This window comes from Asticcacaulis solisilvae, from assembly GCF_017875235.1.
Taxonomy (GTDB): domain Bacteria; phylum Pseudomonadota; class Alphaproteobacteria; order Caulobacterales; family Caulobacteraceae; genus Asticcacaulis; species Asticcacaulis solisilvae_A.
Map to the genome: position 1 here is coordinate 163815 of NZ_JAGGMI010000010.1, position 19736 is coordinate 183550.

Genomic DNA, 19736 nt, shown 5'->3' on the forward strand with positions numbered 1-19736 from the left:
CAGCTGGCAACCCGTAAAGGATTGCGATCGCAACGGCAGCGCGGAATGGCCCGTAATACTCCTCAGGGTGTGAGGAAGCGCGGCTTATGGCGGAAAGCTCGCCATGAGTCAACCGTTGTCGAACACGGCTTCCTTAGGTTTTTCAACGCGCCGCGTGAACAGAAGCTTGTCGATGCGCCGTTCATCCATATCGACGATTTCGACGTCGAAATGACCCAGGCGCACCTTCTCCCCTGCCTTGGGGATACGGCCCAGGCGATGCAGCACAAGGCCCGCCACCGTATGATAGCCATTGGCGGTCTCGAAATGGTCGCCGATCGTCTCGCCCAGCTCGAACAGGTCGGTGCGGCCGTCGATCAGGAAGGAGCCGTCGTCGCGCTGGACGATCATGGGATCGTCGTCATCGTGCTCTTCGTTGAAATCGCCGGCGATCATTTCCAGCAGGTCGGTCGGGGTCAGCACGCCCTCGATGCCGCCGAACTCGTTGACCACAAAAGCCATATGAATCTTCGACGACTTGAAGGTCTCCAGCGCCTGCAGGAGCGAGGTCGTCTCCGGGATGAAGATCGGCTCCTGGGTCAGGGCCTCAAGGTCCAGGTCCTGGCCCGCCAGGATGACGTCGGCGACGTCGCGCTTGTGCAGGATACCGACCGGCGTTTCCAGGTCGTTGCCGCGCACCACCACGAGGCGCGAATACGGACAGTTGCGGATCTCGTCGCGCACCGAGCCGTCGGCATCGTCGAGCGACACCCAGTAGACATCGGGGCGCGGCGTCATGGCGGTGCGCACCTGGCGGTCGGTCAGCCGCAGCACCTCTGTCATCATCGCCTGTTCGGCCGGCTCGAAGACACCGGCGCTGGTGCCTTCGGCCAGGGCGCTTTCGACCTCTTCCTTGGTGATGGCGTCGCCCTTCTTGTCGCGAATGCCCAGGATCTTGAGCACCAGGCTGGTCGAACCGGTCAATAGCGTGACGAAGGGCGTCAGCAGCAGAGCCATGAAGGACAGCGGCCGCGACACGGCGCCGGCGATCGTTTCCGGGAACAGCATGGCCAGGCGTTTGGGAACCAGTTCACCGACGATCAGCGACAGATAGGTCAAAAGGACAACCACCACACCGGTCGAAATGGCTTCGGCCGTGTCCTCACCGATCGGGGCAAAGGCCAGGATGATTTTTTCCAGCTCGCCGGCGATCGTCGCCTGGCCATAGGCGCCGGCCAGGATGCCGATGAGGGTAATGCCCACCTGGACGGCCGACAGGAAGCGCGTCGGTTCCTCGGCCAGTTGCAGCGCCTTTTCGGCGCCCCGGTCGCCCTTGTCGGCGCGGGTCTGGAGTTTGGCGCGGCGGGAAGAGACGACCGCGAGTTCCGACATGGCGAAGATGCCGTTGAGGACGATAAGCGCGAGCACAACAGCGCAGGCGAAGAAGAGCATTAAAGGTGTCCAAGGCGACGCCGAAGCATCAGAAAGGCACAGGTTAACGGAATCGGACGCGATCCCTTGTCACAACTGCGTGAAACAGGGGGTTCACGTTACTTTGCTACCGCCGCGATAACGGCCGTATCCTTCGGTGCATTGGATATCTGTACCGTGTAGTGGCCAGGATCGAGCTTGAAGTCGACCATCTTGCGGACCGTCGAACAGTCGGGGCCGTGGCCATGGCCAGACGACTTGATCACCTTGCCGTCGCGGACAACATCGATCCACCCGGCCTGATCGAGCCCGATGGTGTAGATGCCGGCCTTCTCAACGGTCAGCATGAACAGGCCGCCAAAGGTGCCGTCGGTGATCTTCCTGGGCTGGACGGCATAGCTGACCGACGCGGTGGCTTTGAGCGGCGCATTGTAGGCGCGGCCCAGAAGGATTTCCGGTTGCGTGGCCGGTGTTGCCGCGGCCGGCACGGTTTCCGGCGTCGCCCAGTCGCTCCAGGCGGCCGGCAGTGCCGAATTCAGCGCCGTCGAACAGACGGGCTTGGCGGCCGCGTCGGCAAGGGCCGCGTACGGCGTCAGGGCCAGGAGGGCAATGGCGATCAGCCATTTCATGCGGTCATTTCCTCCGCCGCCACCGCTTTCAGCCGTTCGGCGTGAAAGGCCAGGTGGTCATCGATAAAGCTTTGGATGAAGTAGTAGGAATGGTCGTAGCCAGGCTGGTAGCGCAGCGTCAAGTTCTGCCCCGATGCCGCGGCGGCCTGTTCGAGCAGTTGCGGCATCAGTTGGTTATCGATGAACGGATCGGCCTGCCCCTGGTCGATCAGGATGGTGTCAAAGGCCTTCCCCTTCCCTTCCGCGATCAGCAGAGCGGCGTCATAACGTTCCCAGGCCACATGGTCGCTGCCCATATAGGCGGTCAGTGCCTTTTCGCCCCAAGGGGCGCGCATGGCTGAACCAATCGGCGCAAAGGCCGACACCGAGTGGAACAGGTGGGCGTGGTTCATGGCGATGGTCAGCGCGCCATGGCCGCCCATCGAATGGCCGGAAATACCCCGGCGCAACGGATCGGCCGGAAAGTTGGCCTCGACCGTCTCGATCAGGTCGCGGGTTACATAGGTTTCCATCTGGAAGTTGTTCTTCCATGGGCCTTGCGTGGCGTCGACATAGAAGCCCGCGCCCTGGCCCAGGTCTCCGGCCGGGTCATTGGGCAGGGTCGAGCCGCGCGGGGACGTGTCGGGAGCAACGACGATCAGGCCAAGCTCAGCGGCCTTGCGGTAGGCGCCCGACTTTTCCGTGAAGTTGTTGGCCGTGCAGGTCAGGCCCGACAGCCAGTAGAGTGTCGGCAGCTTGCCCTTGGCGTCGGGCACGAAGATAGTAAAGGCCATCTGGCCGGTCACCGCCGCGCTTTTGTGGCTGACGAAATAGAGGGTGCCGCCGTGGGTGCGGTGCTGTTCGGTGATCTCGATCTCGGACATGACGGCCCTCCTTGGAAATGCGGATACGCTTACACTGCAAGGCGCAGGAATGTCAGCGGAAAGTTCCGGACTTCCGGCAAGTTTTCAGTAAACCAACACATGCGGAGCTTGATGATCATTGCCAGTGGGCGGGGCCTCTTACTTAGAACACCACCACGGAGCGAATGCTTTCGCCCGCGTGCATCAGGTCGAACGCCTTGTTGATGTCTTCCAGCGCGAAGGTATGGGTGATCATCGGATCGATCTCGATCTTGCCGTCCATGTACCAGTCGACGATCTTTGGTACGTCGGTGCGGCCTCTCGCCCCGCCAAAGGCCGAGCCCTTCCAGACGCGGCCGGTGACCAGCTGGAAGGGACGGGTCTTGATCTCGGTGCCAGCCGGTGCGACACCGATGACGATGCTCTCGCCCCAGCCACGATGGCAGGCCTCCAAAGCCGTGCGCATGACATCGACATTACCGGTGCAGTCGAACGTATAGTCCGCGCCGCCCCCCGTAAGTTCGACCAGGTGCGCCACCAGATCGCCCGAGACCTTGGTCGGGTTGACAAAATGGGTCATGCCGAAGCGCGTGCCCCACTCGGCCTTCCCGTCATTGATATCGACGCCGACGATGCGATCCGCGCCGACCATCTTCAGGCCCTGAATGACGTTCAACCCGATGCCGCCAAGGCCGAACACGACGGCATTGGCGCCGGGTTCAACCCCAGCTGTATTGACCACGGCGCCCACGCCGGTGGTAACCCCACAGCCGATATAGCAGGCCTTGTCGAACGGCGCGTCGTCGCGGATTTTCGCCAGGGCGATTTCCGGCAGGACGGTGTGATTGGCGAAGGTCGAGCAGCCCATATAGTGGTGAATGGCCTGTCCCTTGTAGGAAAAGCGCGAGGTATTGTCAGGCATCAGCCCCTTGCCCTGCGTCGCGCGGATGGCGGTGCACAGATTGGTCTTGCGCGACAGGCACGACTTACACTGGCGGCACTCGGGCGTATAAAGCGGGATGACGTGGTCGCCGGGCTTCAGCGAAGTTACACCCGCCCCGACCTCGACGACGACGCCCGCGCCTTCGTGGCCGAGAATCGACGGGAACAGGCCCTCGCTGTCGAACCCGTCGAGCGTATAGGCGTCGGTGTGGCAGATGCCGGTGGCCTTGATCTCGACCAGGACTTCGCCGGCGCGGGGCCCTTCCAGGTCGACCTCGACGATTTCCAGAGGTTTCTTGGCTTCGAAAGCGACGGCGGCGCGGGTCTTCATGGCATTTCCCTTTTCAAGAGGTTTCTGGCTTAAGGACCTGCGCTCCGGACGTCAATAAAATAGCGCCGATACGGCCACCCAATACCGCAGACGGCTTATTAATCAAACGCTTGTAGGATGGATAACCCGGTTCCGCTTATTGGTAGCAGTCGCATGACCATCAAAGCCAAGATTCTGTCGCTTGTCGTCGCCTTCGCCCTCATGGCCACGGCCATAACCGGCCTCAGCCTCATGACCATGGCGGATTATGACCGGGTAATCGCCGACTACAAGCGCGCATCAAACAACGCCTTCCGCGCCGAGCAGTTGAACCTGCTCCTGTCGCGCGGCGTGATCGAGGTCCGCAACGTCTATATCGCCAAGACTCCGGAACAGCTGGAAACGCGCATCGCGGCGATGAACGCGCGCATGCGGGAGGTCGATGTCCTGCTGACGACCTGGAAGGCCGAACTCAGGCCCGGCGAGGTCCCGCAATTCGCGTCGATAGAAAAGGATGCCCGCGTCGTTATCGGCTTCAGCGGCAAGGTCGCCGAGGTCGCCCGCACTCAGTCCCCACGCGAAGCCGAACGGCAGGGCGCGACCGACGGCGCGCTGGCCTGGCGCGAAGCCTTCCAGGCCCGGCTCGACGCCATGGTCACCGGCATCAAGGCAACGCTCACCGCCCGCGAGGCCCGGCTGGACGCCTATCAGGCCCAGCGCAGCCGCGACTTCGTCATCGTAGCGGGATCTGCGATCGTCCTGGTCCTGTTCGCTTCTCTGTGGGTCGCCATTCGTTCGATCGCCAATCCGCTCAACCGCGTGACCCAGTCGATCATGCGCCTGTCCGAAGGCGCCTACGACACAGCCATTCCCGCCGCCAAGGGCCAGGACGAAATCTCGCGCCTGTGGAACGCCCTGGGTATCCTTAAGGCCCACGCCATCGAGGCCAAGAAGATCAACGATCAGAAGCTGGAACTGCATCTGGATTAAAAAAAATCGTCGCGCCGAAAAAAATTCGCGTCGCCGGTCGATTCTCGCATCCTTCGTTCGATGAGGTTACATAGCCGGTGCTGATCGTCAGTCCGGCAGCCAACCTCAAAGGAGATGCGCACATGAAAGTCATCGTTTTCGTCAAGGCCACCGCCGATTCCGAGGCCGCCGTTCCGCCGACCGCCGAACTGCTCACCGCCATGGGCAATTACAACGAAGAGCTGGTCAAGGCCGGCATCATGCTGGGCGGCGAAGGCCTGAAGCCGAGCTCGTTCGCCAAGCGCGTCCACTTCGACGGTCCGAACCGCACCGTCATCGACGGCCCCTTCACCGAAACCAAGGAACTGGTCGCCGGCTTCTGGATCTGGGAAGTCCGCAACATGGAAGAAGCCGTCGAGTGGGTGAAGCGCTGCCCCAACCCGATGTTCACCGCCAGCGACATCGACATCCGTCCTATGTACGGCATGGAAGACTACAAGGAATGGGACAAGGAAGGCGGCTGGCTGGAGCAGGAGGTCAAGCTCCGCGAGCAAATCGAAGCCAAGAACGCCTAAGTGTAGCTCAAGCGCCGCATGGCTCCTCGCATCCGCTCGGGCGGCCGGTCGGCCTTGCCAAGCAGCACGCTGCTTGGAGGTCATAATTATCCTTCTATCCAACACGGCATAGCCGCTTGGCTTCTCTGAAAATCCGAATATGGTCCGGGCATGACCACAGCGATTGCCCGGACCATCGACGCCATCTGGAAGATGGAAGCCGCCCGCATCATCGGCGGCCTTGCCCGCCGGGTCCGGGACGTCGGCCTGGCCGAGGACCTGGCGCAGGACGCCCTGATCGCCGCGCTCGAACAATGGCCGGCGAAGGGTATTCCGCCCAATCCCGGCGCCTGGCTGGCCATGACAGCCAGGAACAAGGCGATCGACCGCCTGCGACGCGACGCCAACCTGCGCCGCAAGCTCGATGAACTGGGCCACGAACTGGAAGATAGCGCCATGCCCGCCGAAATCGCGGAAGGCATTCAGGACGATGTGCTGCGGCTGATCTTCACCGCCTGCCATCCCCTGTTGCCGCATGAGGCCCAGATCGCCCTTACCCTTCGCATCGTCTGCGGCTTGACGACTGAGGAAATCGCCCGCGCCCAGTTGGTGCCGGAACCGACCGTCCAGCAGCGTATCGTCCGCGCCAAGAAGAAGCTGGCCGACGCCGGCATCGGCTTCAACGATATCGCGCCCGAGGATTTCGACGCGCGCCTGGGCGCCGTGCTCCAGGTCATCTACCTCATCTACAACGAAGGCTATTCGGCCTCGAGCGGCTCATCCTACCTGCGCCTGTCACTGTGCGAGGAGGCGCTGCGGCTGGCGCGGATGCTGGTTCACATGGCCAAGGAAGAGGCCGAAATCCACGCTCTGCTGGCCCTGATGGAACTCCAGTCATCGCGCGCCCGCGCCCGGACCGACGCCACCGGCACACCAATCCCCCTGCCCGAACAGAACCGCAATCATTGGGACCGGCTGCAGATCGCCCGCGGCCTCAAGTCCCTGGAAACCTCGCGCAACCTCGGCGGCCCGCCCGGCGTCTATTATCTCCAGGCGGCGATCGCGGCCTGCCACGCCCGCGCCGTCACGCCTGACGCCACTGACTGGCCGCAGATTTCCGCCCTCTACAGTCTGCTTTTTGAACTCACTCAATCTCCCGTGGTAAGATTGAACCATGCGGTCGCCGTCGGCATGGCCTATGGACCGTCAAGCGGCCTCCAGCTCCTGGCGCCGCTGCAAACCGAGGCGGCGCTTAGGGACTATCATCCGCTGTGGGCCGCCCGCGGCGAGCTTCTCTACCGTGCCGAACGTCACGCCGAGGCGCGGGCGGCCTTTGAGACGGCCGCCGGCATGACGCGCAACGCGCCTGAAAAGACGGCACTTCTGGCGCGCGCCGCCGCCTGCGGTCAATGATTACACGCCTGAAGGGAATTCCTCATCTTCCATTAACCACGGACGGCATATAACAGCAAAATCTCGCTGTAATAACAGCCGCTTATAGTATGGGAGTACCCAAATGACGATAAAGTCGCGCATCCTCTTACTGGTTGGATGCTTCGCGCTGATGGCCGGCGCCGTCACCGGACTGGGCCTGCTGACCATCCAGGATTACAACCGCGTCCTGCGCGAGGTCAGCGAGGCGCATCAAAACGCCTATCGCGGCGAACATCTCAACCGTCTGGTGACCGCGGCCGTCATGGAATCGCGCGGCGTCTACATGTCCAAGGACACGCAAGAAGCCAAGAAGTACGCCGACGGCGTCGACAAGAACCTCGACAAGATCCAGACGCTGCTGGGCGAGTGGCAACCCACGCTCAGGCCGGGACAGCTCCCCGAATTCGACGGCGTGAAGGCCAAGGCCGACGAATTCGTCGGGTTCCGCCGCGAACTGGCGCGCCTGGGCCGCGACGTCTCGCCCGAAGCCGCCAATATCCAGGGCAATAACGAGGCCAATCGCTCGAACCGCAAGGCGTTCCAGGAAAAGATCGACGCCATGGTGGCGCACATCCACACCAACCTGGAAGCGACGGAAGCCAAACTGGCCGCCTACAAGGAAAAGCGCATCTGGCAATTCCTGCTGATCGCCGTCACCGGCATCCTGGCCGTGCTGGGCGCCTCGCTGTGGGTCGCCTTCAAGCAGATTTCGCGTCCGCTGCAGCATGTCACCGAAAACGTCACGCGCATCGCCGAAGGCGCCTACGACACCGAAATCCCGGAGGCACGCGGCCGGGACGAGATTTCGTCGCTATGGCGCTCGATCCGCACCCTGCGCGACCATGCCCTGGAAGCCGAAACCCTTAAGGCGCACCAGCGCGAGGAAGAAGAGCGCATCGCCATCAATATGCGCGAAGAACGCCTGCGCATCGCCGGCGAGTTCGAACAGAGCATGGGCGAACTCGCCAGCCGTTTCGCCAACTCGTCGCGCACCGTCGCCGATCAGGCCCGCACCCTGTCGCAGAGCGCCGACGACGCTTCGGCCCGCACCGAGTCGGTCAACCACGCCGCCGTCGACGCCGCCAACAATGTCTCGAACGTGGCGGCCGCCACCGAGGAACTGTCGGCCAGTGTCGGTGAGATCAACAACCAGGTGTCACGCACTTCGGAAATCACCCAACTGGCCGTCATCGAGGCCCAGAAGACCGAAGCCGCTATCCAGACGCTGAACACCGCCGCCAACCAGATCGGCGACGTCATCAACCTGATCCAGGCGATCGCCGCCCAGACCAACCTGCTGGCGCTCAACGCCACCATCGAATCGGCGCGCGCCGGCGACGCCGGCAAGGGCTTCGCGGTCGTCGCTTCGGAAGTGAAGCAACTGGCCCAGCAGACCGCCCGCGCCACGGACGATATCCGCTCCAAGATCTCGGAAATCCAGTCGGCGACCTCGGCCACGGTCGGTTCGATCGACACCATCGTGAAGACGATCGAAAACATCGGCCAGCTAACCGCCGGCATCGCCGCCTCGGTCGAACAGCAGGGCCTGGCGACCAACGAAATCGCCAACAACACCAACCTGGCCGCCACGGGCACGCTGGAAGTGACCGGCCACATCTCGGGTCTCAGCCACGCGGCATCCGCCACGGGTTCGGCCGCCCAGTCGCTGCTCAGCCTGTCCAACGACCTGGAACGCCGCTCAGAGGACCTTCAGGCCGAAGTCTTTGACTTTGTTGGCCGTCTGCGATCGGCGTAAAACCAGCGATCACAATGGTAAAAGAAGCCCTGCTCCGGCGGGGCTTTTTCTTTGCGCGTTGACCGCGGCAATTCCGCTTTACAAACGGCCCGGCTTGGTATCGATTACAAAAAACACATGCCTTACAGGGGGCAAACATGCCAGGTTACAACCGCCGCAGCTTTATCGGCGCCGCTACGGGCGCATCCACCCTCGCCGCCGTCTCCGCGCACGCGGCGACCAAGGCCAAAAAGTCCGCGCCAAGCGACCAGGTCAATATCGCGCTGATCGGCCCCAAGGGCATGGGCTGGGCCAATATGAAGGCCCACATGAAGGTGCCTGGCGTCAACGTCACCACCCTGTGCGACATCGACGACAAGGTGCTGGCCGAGCGCGGCACCGAGCTTCAGGGCATGACCGGCAAGGCGCCGAAGATCGCGCGCGACTATCGCCGCGTTCTCGACGACAAGGACATCGACGCCGTCATCATCGCTACGCCCGATCACTGGCACTGCCTGATGACGGTCGACGCCTGTTCGGCCGGCAAGGCCATGTATGTCGAAAAGCCGCTGGGCAACTCGATCGCCGAATGCAACGCCATGGTCGCCGCCAAGCAGCGCCACAAGTCGGTCGTCCAGGTCGGCCAGTGGCAGCGCTCAAACCAGCACTGGGCCGACGCCATCGCCTATGTCCACTCAGGCAAGCTGGGCCGCGTGCGCATGGTCAAGGTCTGGGCGTACCTGCCGTGGGCGCCGATCGTCACGCCGCAACCGGACGGTCCGGTGCCGGCGGGCGTCGACTACAACATGTGGCTGGGGCCGGCGGCGGAGCGCCCGTTCAATGCCAACCGCTTCCACTATAATTTCCGCTGGTACTGGGACTATGCCGGCGGCCTGATGACCGACTGGGGCGTGCATCTGATGGACATGGCCGTGCTGGGCATGAAGGCGGGCGCGCCGAAATCGGTCATGGCGCTGGGCGGCAAGTACGCCTATCCCACCTCCGCCGCCGAGACGCCAGACACCCTGTCGGCGCTCTATGATTACGGTGACTTCTCGCTTCAGTGGGAACACAGCCAGGCCATCGGCAACGGCTATTACGGCCGGGAACACGGCGTCTCCTTCATCGGCGAGAATGGCACCCTGGTCGTCGATCGCGGCCAGTGGATGGTCCTGCCGGAAAAGGCGGACAAGACAGGTGCCCTGAAGATTGAAGCCGTCGCGCCCATCAAGCCGTCCGACAACGGACTGGAAAAGCACGCCGCCAACCTGATCGCCTGTATCAAGGACCGGTCGCTGACGCCGAACTGCACCATCGAAGACGCAGCCAATACCGCCATTGTCTGCCAGATGGGCAATATTGCTTATCGCACCAAGGACAAGATCTTCTGGGACAAGGCGTCCGGCCGCTTCGGCGACAATGCCGCGGCCAATGCGCTGATTACCCCGACCTATCGCGCTCCGTGGAAGCTGCCGCCAGTCGCATAGTAAGGACGTCATATCCCCCTCCTCCCTACGCGTGCGTGGAGAGGTGGCACCGAGCGTAAGCGAAGATAATGGAGGGAACGGCCGACGGCCATCCCCTTCACCGCTGTGCCGTTGCTTCGCGCCGCTGGCGATCCCCTCCATTACATGGGGATAAGAGAGGGAACGGCAATCACCTCTCCTCCCCCACCAGGGGCTGTTCCTCTTCCTTGAGCAACTCCATTGGCCGCGACGCCCGGAACAGCTTGTCGACGCCATATGGCTTCGCGCGCCAGTATTGCGGCGGGCCGTCGATCTCGGCGCCCAGTTCCACCGCCGCCTTCCACGGCCAGCGCGGATCGTAAAGGATGCCGCGCGCCAGGGCGACGAAATCGGCCTTGCCCGAGGCGATGATATCCTCGGCGTGCTGGGGCTTGGTGATCAGGCCGACAGCGAAAGTCGTCAGCCCCTTGGCTTTGACGGCTTCAGCGAACGGTACCTGGTAGCCAGGCACCGAGCTGATCGTCTGATGCGGCGACAATCCGCCCGACGAGACATCGACCCAGTCGACGTCGCGCGCCTTCAGCGCCTCGGCGAAAACAAGCGTCTGTTCGATATCCCAGCCGCCTTCAACCCAGTCGGTCGCCGAGACGCGCACCCCGATCGGCTTTTCGACCGGAAAGACGGCGCGGATGGCGTCGAACACTTCCAGCGGGAAACGCATGCGATTTTCCAGCGATCCGCCGTATTTGTCATCGCGCGTGTTCGACAGCGGCGACAGGAACTGATGCAACAGGTAGCCATGCGCGGCGTGCAGTTCGATGGCGTCGATCCCCAGCCGGTCGGCGCGCTCCGCCGCCGCGACGAAGGCGTCGCGCACACGGTTGAGCCCTGTCCGATCCAGCGCTACCGGCGGATTTTCGCCGTCCTTGTACGGCAGGTTCGACGCGCTCCAGGTTTGCCAGCCGCCGGCCTCCTCAGGCGCGATCTGGTGGCCGCCCGCCCACGGCACGTCACAGGACGCCTTGCGCCCGGCGTGGGCCAGCTGGATGGCGACGCCAATCCCCGAATGGCGACGGACGGCGGCGAGCGCCGGCTTCAGTGCATTTTCGGTGGCGTCATCCCACAGGCCCAGATCGCTTGGCGTGATGCGTCCGTCGGGCTCGACGGCGGTGGCTTCGATGATCATCAGCCCGGCGCCGGACAGGGCCAGATGGCCAAGATGGATCATGTGCCAGTCGGTCGCCTCGCCATTGTGCGCCGAATACTGGCACATGGGCGAAATGACGATTCGGTTGGCGAGCGCCAGGTTACGCAGTCCGGTACGCTTGAACAAAGCCGTCATCTGTAATCCTCTCAGCAGCGGTTACCGTTATCTGGTCACCGCAACCTTGAAGCGCTAGGGCCCCTGCATAAGAAAGCGGTTGGGGAAACTAAGCGGTGCGACACATTGCGTCTTCTGAAGCCCGAACGGCTTTGCGGCCTTCCCTTGACGTCCTGGCAAGATATCGGGCATATTGTGGTTACTCATCGAGACCAGCCGAGGGACAGGCCCGACGACGCTGGGGCAACCGCTGACATATTCAGTATGGTGCCAACTCCTACGGGGCTGCCCAAGCCGTTTGCGCGTCAGCGCAAGTTGCGGAAAAGCAAGAATGCCCCGATAGATGAGACGAAGAACAGCGCCTCATGGCGCGTGCTCTCCCGTCTGGTCTCGATGACAGTATTTCGCGACCGGACACACCATGAACGCCATAAATTTCGAGTTTGCCAAGCCTGACCTCGTCGGCACCGACATCATTGCCGCGCTTCCTGATGATTTCCGCCTGCAGAGCGGCGACAGGCTGGAACAGAAAACGGTAGTCGCGCGTGTCTATGGTCCGGCGAATGCGCCCGTGGTCGTGGCCGCCGGCGGTATCTCCGCCGGCCGTGTGCTGTTCGCCAAGGAAGACACCACCGACACCGCGCCCGGCTGGTGGGAAGGCGTGGCGGGTCCTGGTGAGGCGCTTGACCTCAATCGCTTCCGTGTCCTGTCGATCGAGTTCGCCCCGCAACTGCCGGCCAGCCGGGTTTATACCATCACCACCCACGATCAGGCGCGTCTCGTCCGGCTGCTGCTCGACCAGCTGGGCGTCCAGAAACTCTATTCCTTCATCGGCGCGTCCTACGGCGCCATGATCGGCCTGGCCTTTGCTGAACTGTACCCGGACGATGTCGAGCGCCTGTGCATCATCTCGGCGGCGCACCGCGCGCATCCAATGGCGACGGCCTTCCGCGGCCTGCAACGCCGCCTGTTGCAGTTCGGCCGCGACAATGGCAAGCCCCAGGAAGGCATCTCGCTGGCGCGCCAGCTGGCCATGACGACCTATCGCTCGGACGCCGAGTTTTCCGAGCGCTTCGACGGCGCGCCGCCGCCGACCGCCGGCGGCAACTATGTGGTCTGCCAGTATCTGCGCGCGCGCGGCGACGCCTATACCGCCACCGACGTCAACCGCTGGATTTCGATGTCGGACAGCCTGGACCGCCACCGCGTTGATCCTTCGAAGATCAAGGCGCGCGTCTATCTCGCCGCCGTCCCGACCGACCGGCTGGTGCCCTATGACGACATGAAGGCTTTGGACGAGCAACTGGCGGACAGCGTATTTATGGAGTTTCCCTCGCTCTACGGCCATGACGCGTTCCTGAAGGAAATCGCACTGGTATCGGAGATCGTCAGGACGTCGCTCAGCTAACTACTCCTTCTCCCCGTTTACGGGGAGAAGGTGGCCCAACGGGCCGGATGAGGGGCCTCTCTCAGCCGGTATGCCCCTCACCCGGCTTGCTGAAGCAAGCCACCCTCTCCCCGTAAACGGGGAGAGGGGAATACGGCACGGACACATGACCAAAGACTATCTCAAAGACGCGCAGCTTTCGACCCGCGTCATCAATATCGGCATCGACGCAGACCCGGTGCACGGCGCCGTCATGCCGCCCATCTACCTGTCGTCCAACTATACGTTCGAAGGTTTCGGCAAGAAGCGAACCTATGACTATGCCCGCTCGGGCAATCCAACGCGCGAAGTCATCGCCGACGTCATTGCCGACCTGGAAGGCGGCGCCGGCGCGGTCATCACGGCGTCCGGCCTAGCGGCGCTCGATCTTCTCTGGCAGGACCTCGACCGCTCCGCGCCAATCGCACCGGCCGCGGTCGCCGATCCCTCGGCGGTCAAGTCGAAGCGCGTCGTCGTTCCGCACGACTGCTATGGCGGCACCCAGCGCCTGCTCAATGCCCGCCACAAGCAGGGCGTGATCGAATGCGCCTATGTCGACCAGACGGATGAGGCGGCGCTTGTCGAGGCGCTGAAAACGCCGACCGCCCTCCTCCTGCTGGAGACGCCGTCCAACCCGCTGATGCGCCTGATCGACCTGGAAAAACTTATCAAGCTCGGCCACGACGCCGGCGCGCGCGTCGCGGTCGACAATACCTTCCTGTCGCCGGCGCTGCAGAACCCGATCCGTTTCGGCGCCGACTATGTCGTCCATTCGACGACCAAGTACATCAACGGCCATTCCGACGTTATCGGCGGCGCGCTGGTCTGCGCGCATGAGGCGGATGTCTTGCCGATGCGCTGGTGGGCCAACTGCGTCGGCAGCACCCAGACGGCGTTCGACAGCTATATGACCCTGCGCGGCGTGCGCACCCTGTTCGTCCGCATCCGCCAGCAGCAGGAAAGCGCGCAGGCGGTCGCCGAATGGCTGGAGCAGCACCCGGCGGTCAAGGCCGTCCACTATCCAGGCCTGAAATCCCACCCCCAGCACGACCTGGCCAGGAAGCAGCAGCATGGTCCCGGCGCCATGATGTCGTTTGAGCTCAAGGGCGGGCTTGATGCCGTCAAGGCCGTACTCGACGTCATCGACCTGTTCAGCCTGGCCGAGAGCTTGGGCGGGATCGAGAGCCTGATCGTCCATCCGGGCTCGATGACCCATGCCGCCATGTCGCCCGAAGCCCAGGCCACGGCCGGGATTACCGGCGGCCTGCTGCGCGTGTCGGTCGGCCTGGAAGATGCCAGCGACCTGATCAAGGCGCTCGACAGGGCCTTTAAAGTCCTGTGAACGCCTTGAGCTTGTCCGGATTCCGCACAAAGTAGACGGCGCTGACCTGATCGCCCGCACGCTCGATGGTCAGCAGGTCGAGACTGCCGTCATTGTGATGCGTCAGGACCGCCAGGCCGCCATTGGCGCGCAGGATTTCGGTCCTGACGATCGAATGCTGGCGGAACTTCAGCCAGATGCCGACCAGGAACCTGGCCACCCGGTCGCGGCCCTCAAGGATATTGATGGCCGCCGAAGCCTTGCCGCCGCCGTCCGAATGCAGGCTGACGTCGCGCGCCAGCAAGGCTTCGAGCGCCGTGGTATCGCCTGACTGCGACGCTTCGAGAAACGCCTGCAGGAAGGCGCGCTCGTCACTCTCGCTGATCGAAAATCGCGCCGGTGCGGGCTCTCTCTCCTGCCGGACCGCCTTGCGCCCCCGCGCCGCCAATTGCCGGCAGGCGGCTTCGGAACGGTCGAGCGTGGCGGCGATATCGGTAAAGCTGGCGCCGAAGACGTCGTGGAGCAGGAAGGCGGCGCGTTCCAACGGACTCAGGCGTTCCAACGCATAGAGGAGACCGATTGACAGATCATCCGCCATATCCGCTTCACCGGCCTTTGCACCGGTAAAGTCGGAAATGTCGTGCAACGGTTCGGGCAACCAGGGCCCCACATAGGTCATGCGCTTACGGTGCGCCGACTTCAGCACATCCAGGCACAGCCGCGTCACCACGCGCGTCAGATAGGCGCGCGGGGTGTCGACATCTTCGACCTCCCGCACGCGCAGCGCCGCCTCCTGCACCACATCCTCGGCCTCCGACAGAGTGCCGAGCATGCGGTAGGCCACGCCGATCAGATAGCGGCGGTGCGTCTGGAGGTCGTTGAGCAAACTCATTTTAGCTGTCGCATGCTTGATACGAAAAACCGGGAACCACTTTTTCGAAGCATGCTCTAGGCCTTATCCTGAGGATGAACCGTCCGCAGTCCGACAGAGATGCGGTTCCAGCCATTGATCTGGGCGATCAGAAAGGTCAGGTCAATAATCTCCTTGTCGGTGAAATGCGCCTTCAAGCCTTCATAGTCGGCATCCGGGGCATGGGTGTCTGGCAGGTGCGTCAGGCTTTCAGTCCATTGCAGCGCCGCCTTCTCGCGCGGTGTGAACAGGTTCGATTCGGCAAAGGCGCTTAAGAGCAGCAGGCGTTTTTCGGTATCGCCGTCCTTCAGAGCCTCCAGACGATGCATATGGATGCAGTTGGCGCAGCCATTGATCTGCGACGCGCGCATCTTGACCAGATGGATCAGGATCGGATCGAAGCCGCTCTCCTTGATGTAGGTTTCGACAACCGCCTTGGCGGCGAAGGCGGCGGGGGCGATGGCATAGGCATTGAGACGTTGCGACATGGGTTTCTCCTGTGTGTCTGCCTGTATGACGAGCCAGTCGAGCGCGCTGTGACATGCCAATGAAGAAAATTTCACTTGCCAACGCAGAGCGCTGTGAGACCGTCGGCCAAACTCATGAGGGGAAGTTCGCCATGCGCATTCTGGCCGGTTTCGTCGCGTCCGTCATGCTGCTCGCCGCCACGGGTGCGACAGGGGCTCAGCCTAAGCCGGCCCAGGCCACCCCGGCCGATGAGGTCTTCAAGGCCGAGCAGGATTTCGACGCCTATACGGCCGAACACGGCATCACGGTCGGCTTCCACGCCTATTCTACGCCGGACGCCATTGCCTTCCGCCCTGAAGCCGTCCGCATTCATGAGCGCCTCGGTGACCTGATCGCCAAGGGCGAAGGCGGCAAGGACGCGCCGTCCAAATTGCGCTGGCGGCCCTACCGCGTTGCCGTGGCGGCTTCCGGCGACATGGCATGGGATCTGGGCCCTTGGACGATCGAAGGCACCGACCGCGCCGGCTGGTTCTTCACCGTCTGGCAGAAGCAGGCCGACGGCCGCTGGCTGTGGCCGCTCGATACCGGCGCAGGGGCCGCCCCCGCGGCCAAGTTGCCGCCCATGGGCGCGCGGGAGACTATCTCCTATGGCCGCACCACGGCAGTCGATCCGACAGCGGCGGCTTCCGTCGCCACGCGTGAGGCTGAACTGAACGCCGCACTGACGGCGACACCCGCCACCGAGGCCTATGAGGACTTCCTGATCGACGACATGACCTTTGTCGGCGGCGGCGAAGCACCGGTCACGCGCAAGAAGGACGTCGCCGTCCGCCTCGGCACACGGCCGCAAGGCCTGACGTGGATTGCCGTCGGCAACGGCCAGTCGAAAGCCGGCGATATGGTCTATACCTATGGTCACGTGACGGATGCCTCTGGCGTCCATCGGGGGCACTATGTCCGGGTGTGGAACCGCTTCGGCAAAAAGCCCGCCGACTGGAAACTGACCGTCGATATCTACAATTCGGATAAGTAGTTTCTGGTCAGGCCAATTCGGCCTTGCCATACCTCACAGCAACGATACAACTCCCGCAACGGAGCGTCAGATTCCCTATGCCGTCGACGCGCTTCCCGGACGTGGTCCCGGAAAGCGCTCCCTAACGAAACCTGGAGCTTCCTTCCAGCGTACCCGACTGGAAGAGACTCTATCCGGAGAAACGCCTCATGGGCCATATGCCCCCCTTCGCCGCCGCCGACACCCGTTATGCTTCCATGCCCTATCGCCGCTGCGGCCGCTCGGGTCTCAAACTGCCCGCCATTTCGCTTGGCCTGTGGCAGAACTTCGGCGATATCAATCCGCTCGACACCCAACGCAGCCTTCTGCGCCGGGCCTTCGATCGCGGCGTCACCCACTTCGACCTGGCCAACAACTATGGCCCGCCGTTCGGTTCGGCCGAGACCAATTTCGGCCGCATCCTCAAGGAAGATTTCCTGCCCTACCGCGACGAGCTTATCATCTCGACCAAGGCCGGCTGGGACATGTGGCCGGGGCCCTATGGCGGCATGAACGGCTCCAAGAAGTACATGATCGCCTCCTTCGACCAGAGCCTGAAGCGCATGGGACTCGACTATGTCGACATCTACTATTCGCACCGCCCCGATCCGTTCACCCCGCTGGAAGAGACCATGGGCGCGCTGGCCCTGCTCTACAAACAAGGCAAGGCGCTCTATGTCGGCATCTCCAACTACAATGCCGAACTGACAAAGCAGGCCGTCGCCATCCTCAAGTCCGAAGGCGTGCCGCTGACCATCAGCCAGCCGAACTACAGCCTCCTCGACCGCTGGATCGAGCCGGACCTGCTGGGTACGAACAGCGATAACGGCGTCGGCACCATCGTCTTCTCGCCGCTGGCCCAGGGATTCCTCAGCACCAAGTATCTGAAGGAGGTTCCGGGCGATTCGCGGGCGGCGCGCCTTGAGTGGGTGCGCAATGGCCTGACCGAGGCGACGATCGGACGGATCAAGGCGCTCAATGGCCTGGCCCATGCGCGCGGGCAAAGCCTGGCGCAGATGGCCCTGGCCTGGACGCTGCGCGACGAACGGATCACCTCGACCCTGATCGGCGCGCGCACCGTCGAACAGCTCGACGACAGCCTGGGTGCGCTTGCTAACCTCGCCTTCTCGGCGGCGGAGCTGGATGCTGCCGATCAGATTACCCGTGGTGATCCCGACATCTTCACTGCGCCGGCCAAGGCCAATGGCGATGACCTGCGCGCCGACCCCGACTATCGCGCCTGATATTAGGAGTCTGTTGAGCATAAGGGGCGTGGTGCATTGCACCACGCCCCTTATTATTGGAAATAATATTCAGTCGAAAAGCTTTGTTCTGGTCTTGGCGCGAGCCTCTATTGCAACGCAGAAAATTATTCCCCCAACAGGCGAAATGAACCACATTTCATCTTTATTTCTGAATCGGTAAAACTTACCCAAGGCTGACATAAGGGTTCACAAGCATGTCGATCACCGAGGAAACCTGCCGCTGGGCTTACGCCAAGGCGATGCGCAACGAAAACATCCGCCGCGCCTTGCAGGAAGCCGGCCGGGCCATCTATCTCGATGACAACCCGTCCGACGAGTCGGTGTTTCCGGCCTCCAACCGCTACGTGCTGTCGCGTGTCGAAGTGCACGGTGAACGGCAGGCTGAAGCGCTGGTCTACTGTAACGGTGTCTGCGTTGCCTGATCCCATAGGCACCGCTAGAGCGATATGGCGAAAAGTGCCAAGATGCGTTTTTTTGGGGTTTTCGCCTTAAATATCGCGACAAAGCAAAAGCTTAGATTGGCATGATGTTTCCATTTAAAATCATACCGATCTAAAGCGCGGCGCCCCCGTTCCCTTCCCCTTTCGATCCGATAGAACACGGCTATTGACAGGCGCCCAGAACTAGAACAAAATGTGAACATTGGATCCGGAGTTGATCATGTACGCACAGTCCCAGCCTGCTCAAAAAGCCTCCTTACGGTGGTCGCGCGTCGATGCCGCCGACAGCCGTGTTGAACGCGACCTCAAGATGATCCTGTGCGCGCGCGACTTCCAGGCGCTCAGCGGCGCACGGGCCGTCACGCCTTGCTATTATCGTGGCCGCGACCGGGCTGGGAACGCCATCACTATCCGCGTTATCGCCGACGAGATGGCGGCATAGCGCCGTTTCAGCTCATGCGGCGCATCTGCGACCGTGTCGTGTCCTCACGGGCAAAGCGCACCAGGCTTTCCATCGCCCATCTGGCGTCGCGGGCATTCTTGTTCGCCACGGCTTCGAAGACCCGGGCGTGATCCGGCCAACTGTTGCGCGCATCCGCCGGATCCGTGGATTTCAGCCGGGTCGTCCAGGCAATTGCGGCGGCGATCGAACTGTTGAGTGAAATCAGCACCTCGTTCCGCGTCGCCAGCAACAGGACCTTGTGAAACTCGAGGTCCGCCAGCCGGCCGGCTTCGGTCGCCAGCGTTTCCCTGCCCATGACGTCGAGCGCGTGTTTCAGGCGCGCCACCTCTTCTTCGCTGCGCCGTTCCGCCGCCAGTTCCGCGGCGGCGGGCTCATTGATCAGCCGCAGTTCGAACAGACCGTCCATGAATTCATTCGACGGCGTGGTTTCGAACATCCAGCCCATGACTTCGGGATCGAGCAGGTTCCAGCGCGCGCGTTCGCACACCAGCGTACCGCGCTTCGGCTTGCTTTCGATCAAACCCTTGGCGGCAAGAATTTTCAACGCTTCGCGATAGGGCGTCCGGGAAATATTCAGCGCTTCGCTGGAATCGATCTGAAACGGCAGAATATCGCCGGGACGATAGGTCCCGTTCAAGATATCGATCGCCAGCCGTCGCGCCAAAGACCCATGAAGACGGCCTTGCGATGGCACTTCTTCGAAGGTGAATTCAGCCGTTGCTTCCGTTCTAGTTGCTTTTTTCTTGTTGTCCATGACGTGACCAACACCCCTGTACCAGT

The 19736-nt window shown here is 62.6% G+C and carries 19 protein-coding genes and 1 riboswitch; of the genes, 11 read left to right on the forward strand and 8 right to left on the reverse strand.

What is annotated here, in order from left to right:
• Positions 1-108: 108 nt before the first annotated feature.
• The 4 genes from J2X24_RS16640 to J2X24_RS16655 form a co-directional block, all read right to left on the reverse strand.
• Positions 109-1431 (reverse strand): hemolysin family protein, encoded by a 1323-nt coding sequence (locus J2X24_RS16640; RefSeq protein ID WP_209724144.1) that lies wholly within the window; start codon positions 1429-1431, stop codon positions 109-111.
• 98 nt (positions 1432-1529) lie between these two features.
• Positions 1530-2039 (reverse strand): homogentisate 1,2-dioxygenase, encoded by a 510-nt coding sequence (locus tag J2X24_RS16645; RefSeq protein WP_209724146.1) that lies wholly within the window; start codon positions 2037-2039, stop codon positions 1530-1532.
• Complete coding sequence (gene fghA / locus J2X24_RS16650) at positions 2036-2902, reverse strand: S-formylglutathione hydrolase (protein WP_209724148.1); 867 nt, start codon at positions 2900-2902, stop codon at positions 2036-2038. Before fghA ends, J2X24_RS16645 begins: the two co-directional genes overlap by 4 nt.
• 142 nt (positions 2903-3044) lie before the next feature.
• Complete coding sequence (locus J2X24_RS16655) at positions 3045-4154, reverse strand: S-(hydroxymethyl)glutathione dehydrogenase/class III alcohol dehydrogenase (RefSeq protein WP_209724150.1); 1110 nt, start codon at positions 4152-4154, stop codon at positions 3045-3047.
• A gap of 153 nt (positions 4155-4307) precedes the next feature.
• Here J2X24_RS16655 and J2X24_RS16660 point away from each other — a divergent pair, with 153 nt between their 5' ends.
• From J2X24_RS16660 to J2X24_RS16680, 5 genes are all read left to right on the forward strand, one after another.
• On the forward strand, positions 4308-5123 hold the full coding sequence (locus tag J2X24_RS16660) for a HAMP domain-containing protein (RefSeq protein WP_209724152.1): 816 nt from the start codon (positions 4308-4310) through the stop codon (positions 5121-5123).
• 122 nt (positions 5124-5245) lie between these two features.
• Complete coding sequence (locus tag J2X24_RS16665; protein ID WP_209724153.1) at positions 5246-5677, forward strand: YciI family protein; 432 nt, start codon at positions 5246-5248, stop codon at positions 5675-5677.
• 150 nt (positions 5678-5827) lie between these two features.
• A complete protein-coding gene (locus tag J2X24_RS16670) occupies positions 5828-7069 on the forward strand; it encodes an RNA polymerase sigma factor (protein ID WP_209724155.1) in 1242 nt (413 codons plus the stop codon).
• 103 nt (positions 7070-7172) lie between these two features.
• Positions 7173-8846: a methyl-accepting chemotaxis protein gene (locus J2X24_RS16675; RefSeq protein WP_209724156.1), complete on the forward strand. Its 1674-nt coding sequence runs from the start codon at positions 7173-7175 to the stop codon at positions 8844-8846.
• A 137-nt stretch (positions 8847-8983) separates the two neighbouring features.
• A complete protein-coding gene (locus J2X24_RS16680) occupies positions 8984-10312 on the forward strand; it encodes a Gfo/Idh/MocA family protein (protein WP_209724157.1) in 1329 nt (442 codons plus the stop codon).
• 169 nt (positions 10313-10481) lie between these two features.
• Here J2X24_RS16680 and J2X24_RS16685 read toward each other — a convergent pair whose 3' ends face one another.
• The gene (locus J2X24_RS16685; protein WP_209724159.1) at positions 10482-11633 is read right to left on the reverse strand and encodes an NADH:flavin oxidoreductase/NADH oxidase; all 1152 of its coding nucleotides are present in this window, start codon (positions 11631-11633) and stop codon (positions 10482-10484) included.
• 179 nt (positions 11634-11812) lie between these two features.
• Positions 11813-11934, forward strand: a riboswitch (SAM riboswitch).
• A gap of 99 nt (positions 11935-12033) precedes the next feature.
• On the opposite strand from J2X24_RS16685, the gene metX reads away from it, so the two are divergent.
• Complete coding sequence (gene metX / locus J2X24_RS16690; RefSeq protein WP_209724160.1) at positions 12034-13020, forward strand: homoserine O-succinyltransferase MetX; 987 nt, start codon at positions 12034-12036, stop codon at positions 13018-13020.
• 145 nt (positions 13021-13165) lie between these two features.
• Positions 13166-14380 carry a cystathionine gamma-synthase gene (gene metB, locus J2X24_RS16695; RefSeq protein WP_209724162.1) on the forward strand — a complete coding sequence of 405 codons (1215 nt, stop codon included), beginning with the start codon at positions 13166-13168 and terminating at the stop codon, positions 14378-14380.
• On the opposite strand, the gene sigJ is transcribed toward metB, so the two are convergent.
• Positions 14367-15251, reverse strand: coding sequence for an RNA polymerase sigma factor SigJ (gene sigJ, locus J2X24_RS16700; protein WP_209724163.1), 885 nt, complete (start codon positions 15249-15251; stop codon positions 14367-14369). The genes metB and sigJ overlap by 14 nt on opposite strands.
• A gap of 56 nt (positions 15252-15307) precedes the next feature.
• The gene (locus J2X24_RS16705) at positions 15308-15757 is read right to left on the reverse strand and encodes a carboxymuconolactone decarboxylase family protein (protein WP_209724165.1); all 450 of its coding nucleotides are present in this window, start codon (positions 15755-15757) and stop codon (positions 15308-15310) included.
• A gap of 131 nt (positions 15758-15888) precedes the next feature.
• Between J2X24_RS16705 and J2X24_RS16710 the strand changes: the two genes are divergently transcribed.
• From J2X24_RS16710 to J2X24_RS16725, 4 genes are all read left to right on the forward strand, one after another.
• Positions 15889-16770, forward strand: a complete 882-nt coding sequence (locus J2X24_RS16710) for a Cif family virulence factor (RefSeq protein ID WP_209724166.1) — start codon at positions 15889-15891, stop codon at positions 16768-16770.
• A 188-nt stretch (positions 16771-16958) separates the two neighbouring features.
• Positions 16959-18032 carry an aldo/keto reductase gene (locus J2X24_RS16715; protein WP_310004314.1) on the forward strand — a complete coding sequence of 358 codons (1074 nt, stop codon included), beginning with the start codon at positions 16959-16961 and terminating at the stop codon, positions 18030-18032.
• 215 nt (positions 18033-18247) lie between these two features.
• Complete coding sequence (locus tag J2X24_RS16720; RefSeq protein WP_209724168.1) at positions 18248-18475, forward strand: hypothetical protein; 228 nt, start codon at positions 18248-18250, stop codon at positions 18473-18475.
• Positions 18476-18713: 238 nt separating this feature from the next.
• A complete protein-coding gene (locus J2X24_RS16725) occupies positions 18714-18935 on the forward strand; it encodes a hypothetical protein (RefSeq protein WP_209724170.1) in 222 nt (73 codons plus the stop codon).
• A 7-nt stretch (positions 18936-18942) separates the two neighbouring features.
• Here J2X24_RS16725 and J2X24_RS16730 read toward each other — a convergent pair whose 3' ends face one another.
• On the reverse strand, positions 18943-19710 hold the full coding sequence (locus tag J2X24_RS16730) for a FadR/GntR family transcriptional regulator (protein ID WP_209724171.1): 768 nt from the start codon (positions 19708-19710) through the stop codon (positions 18943-18945).
• Between the last annotated feature and the right edge of the window lie 26 nt (positions 19711-19736).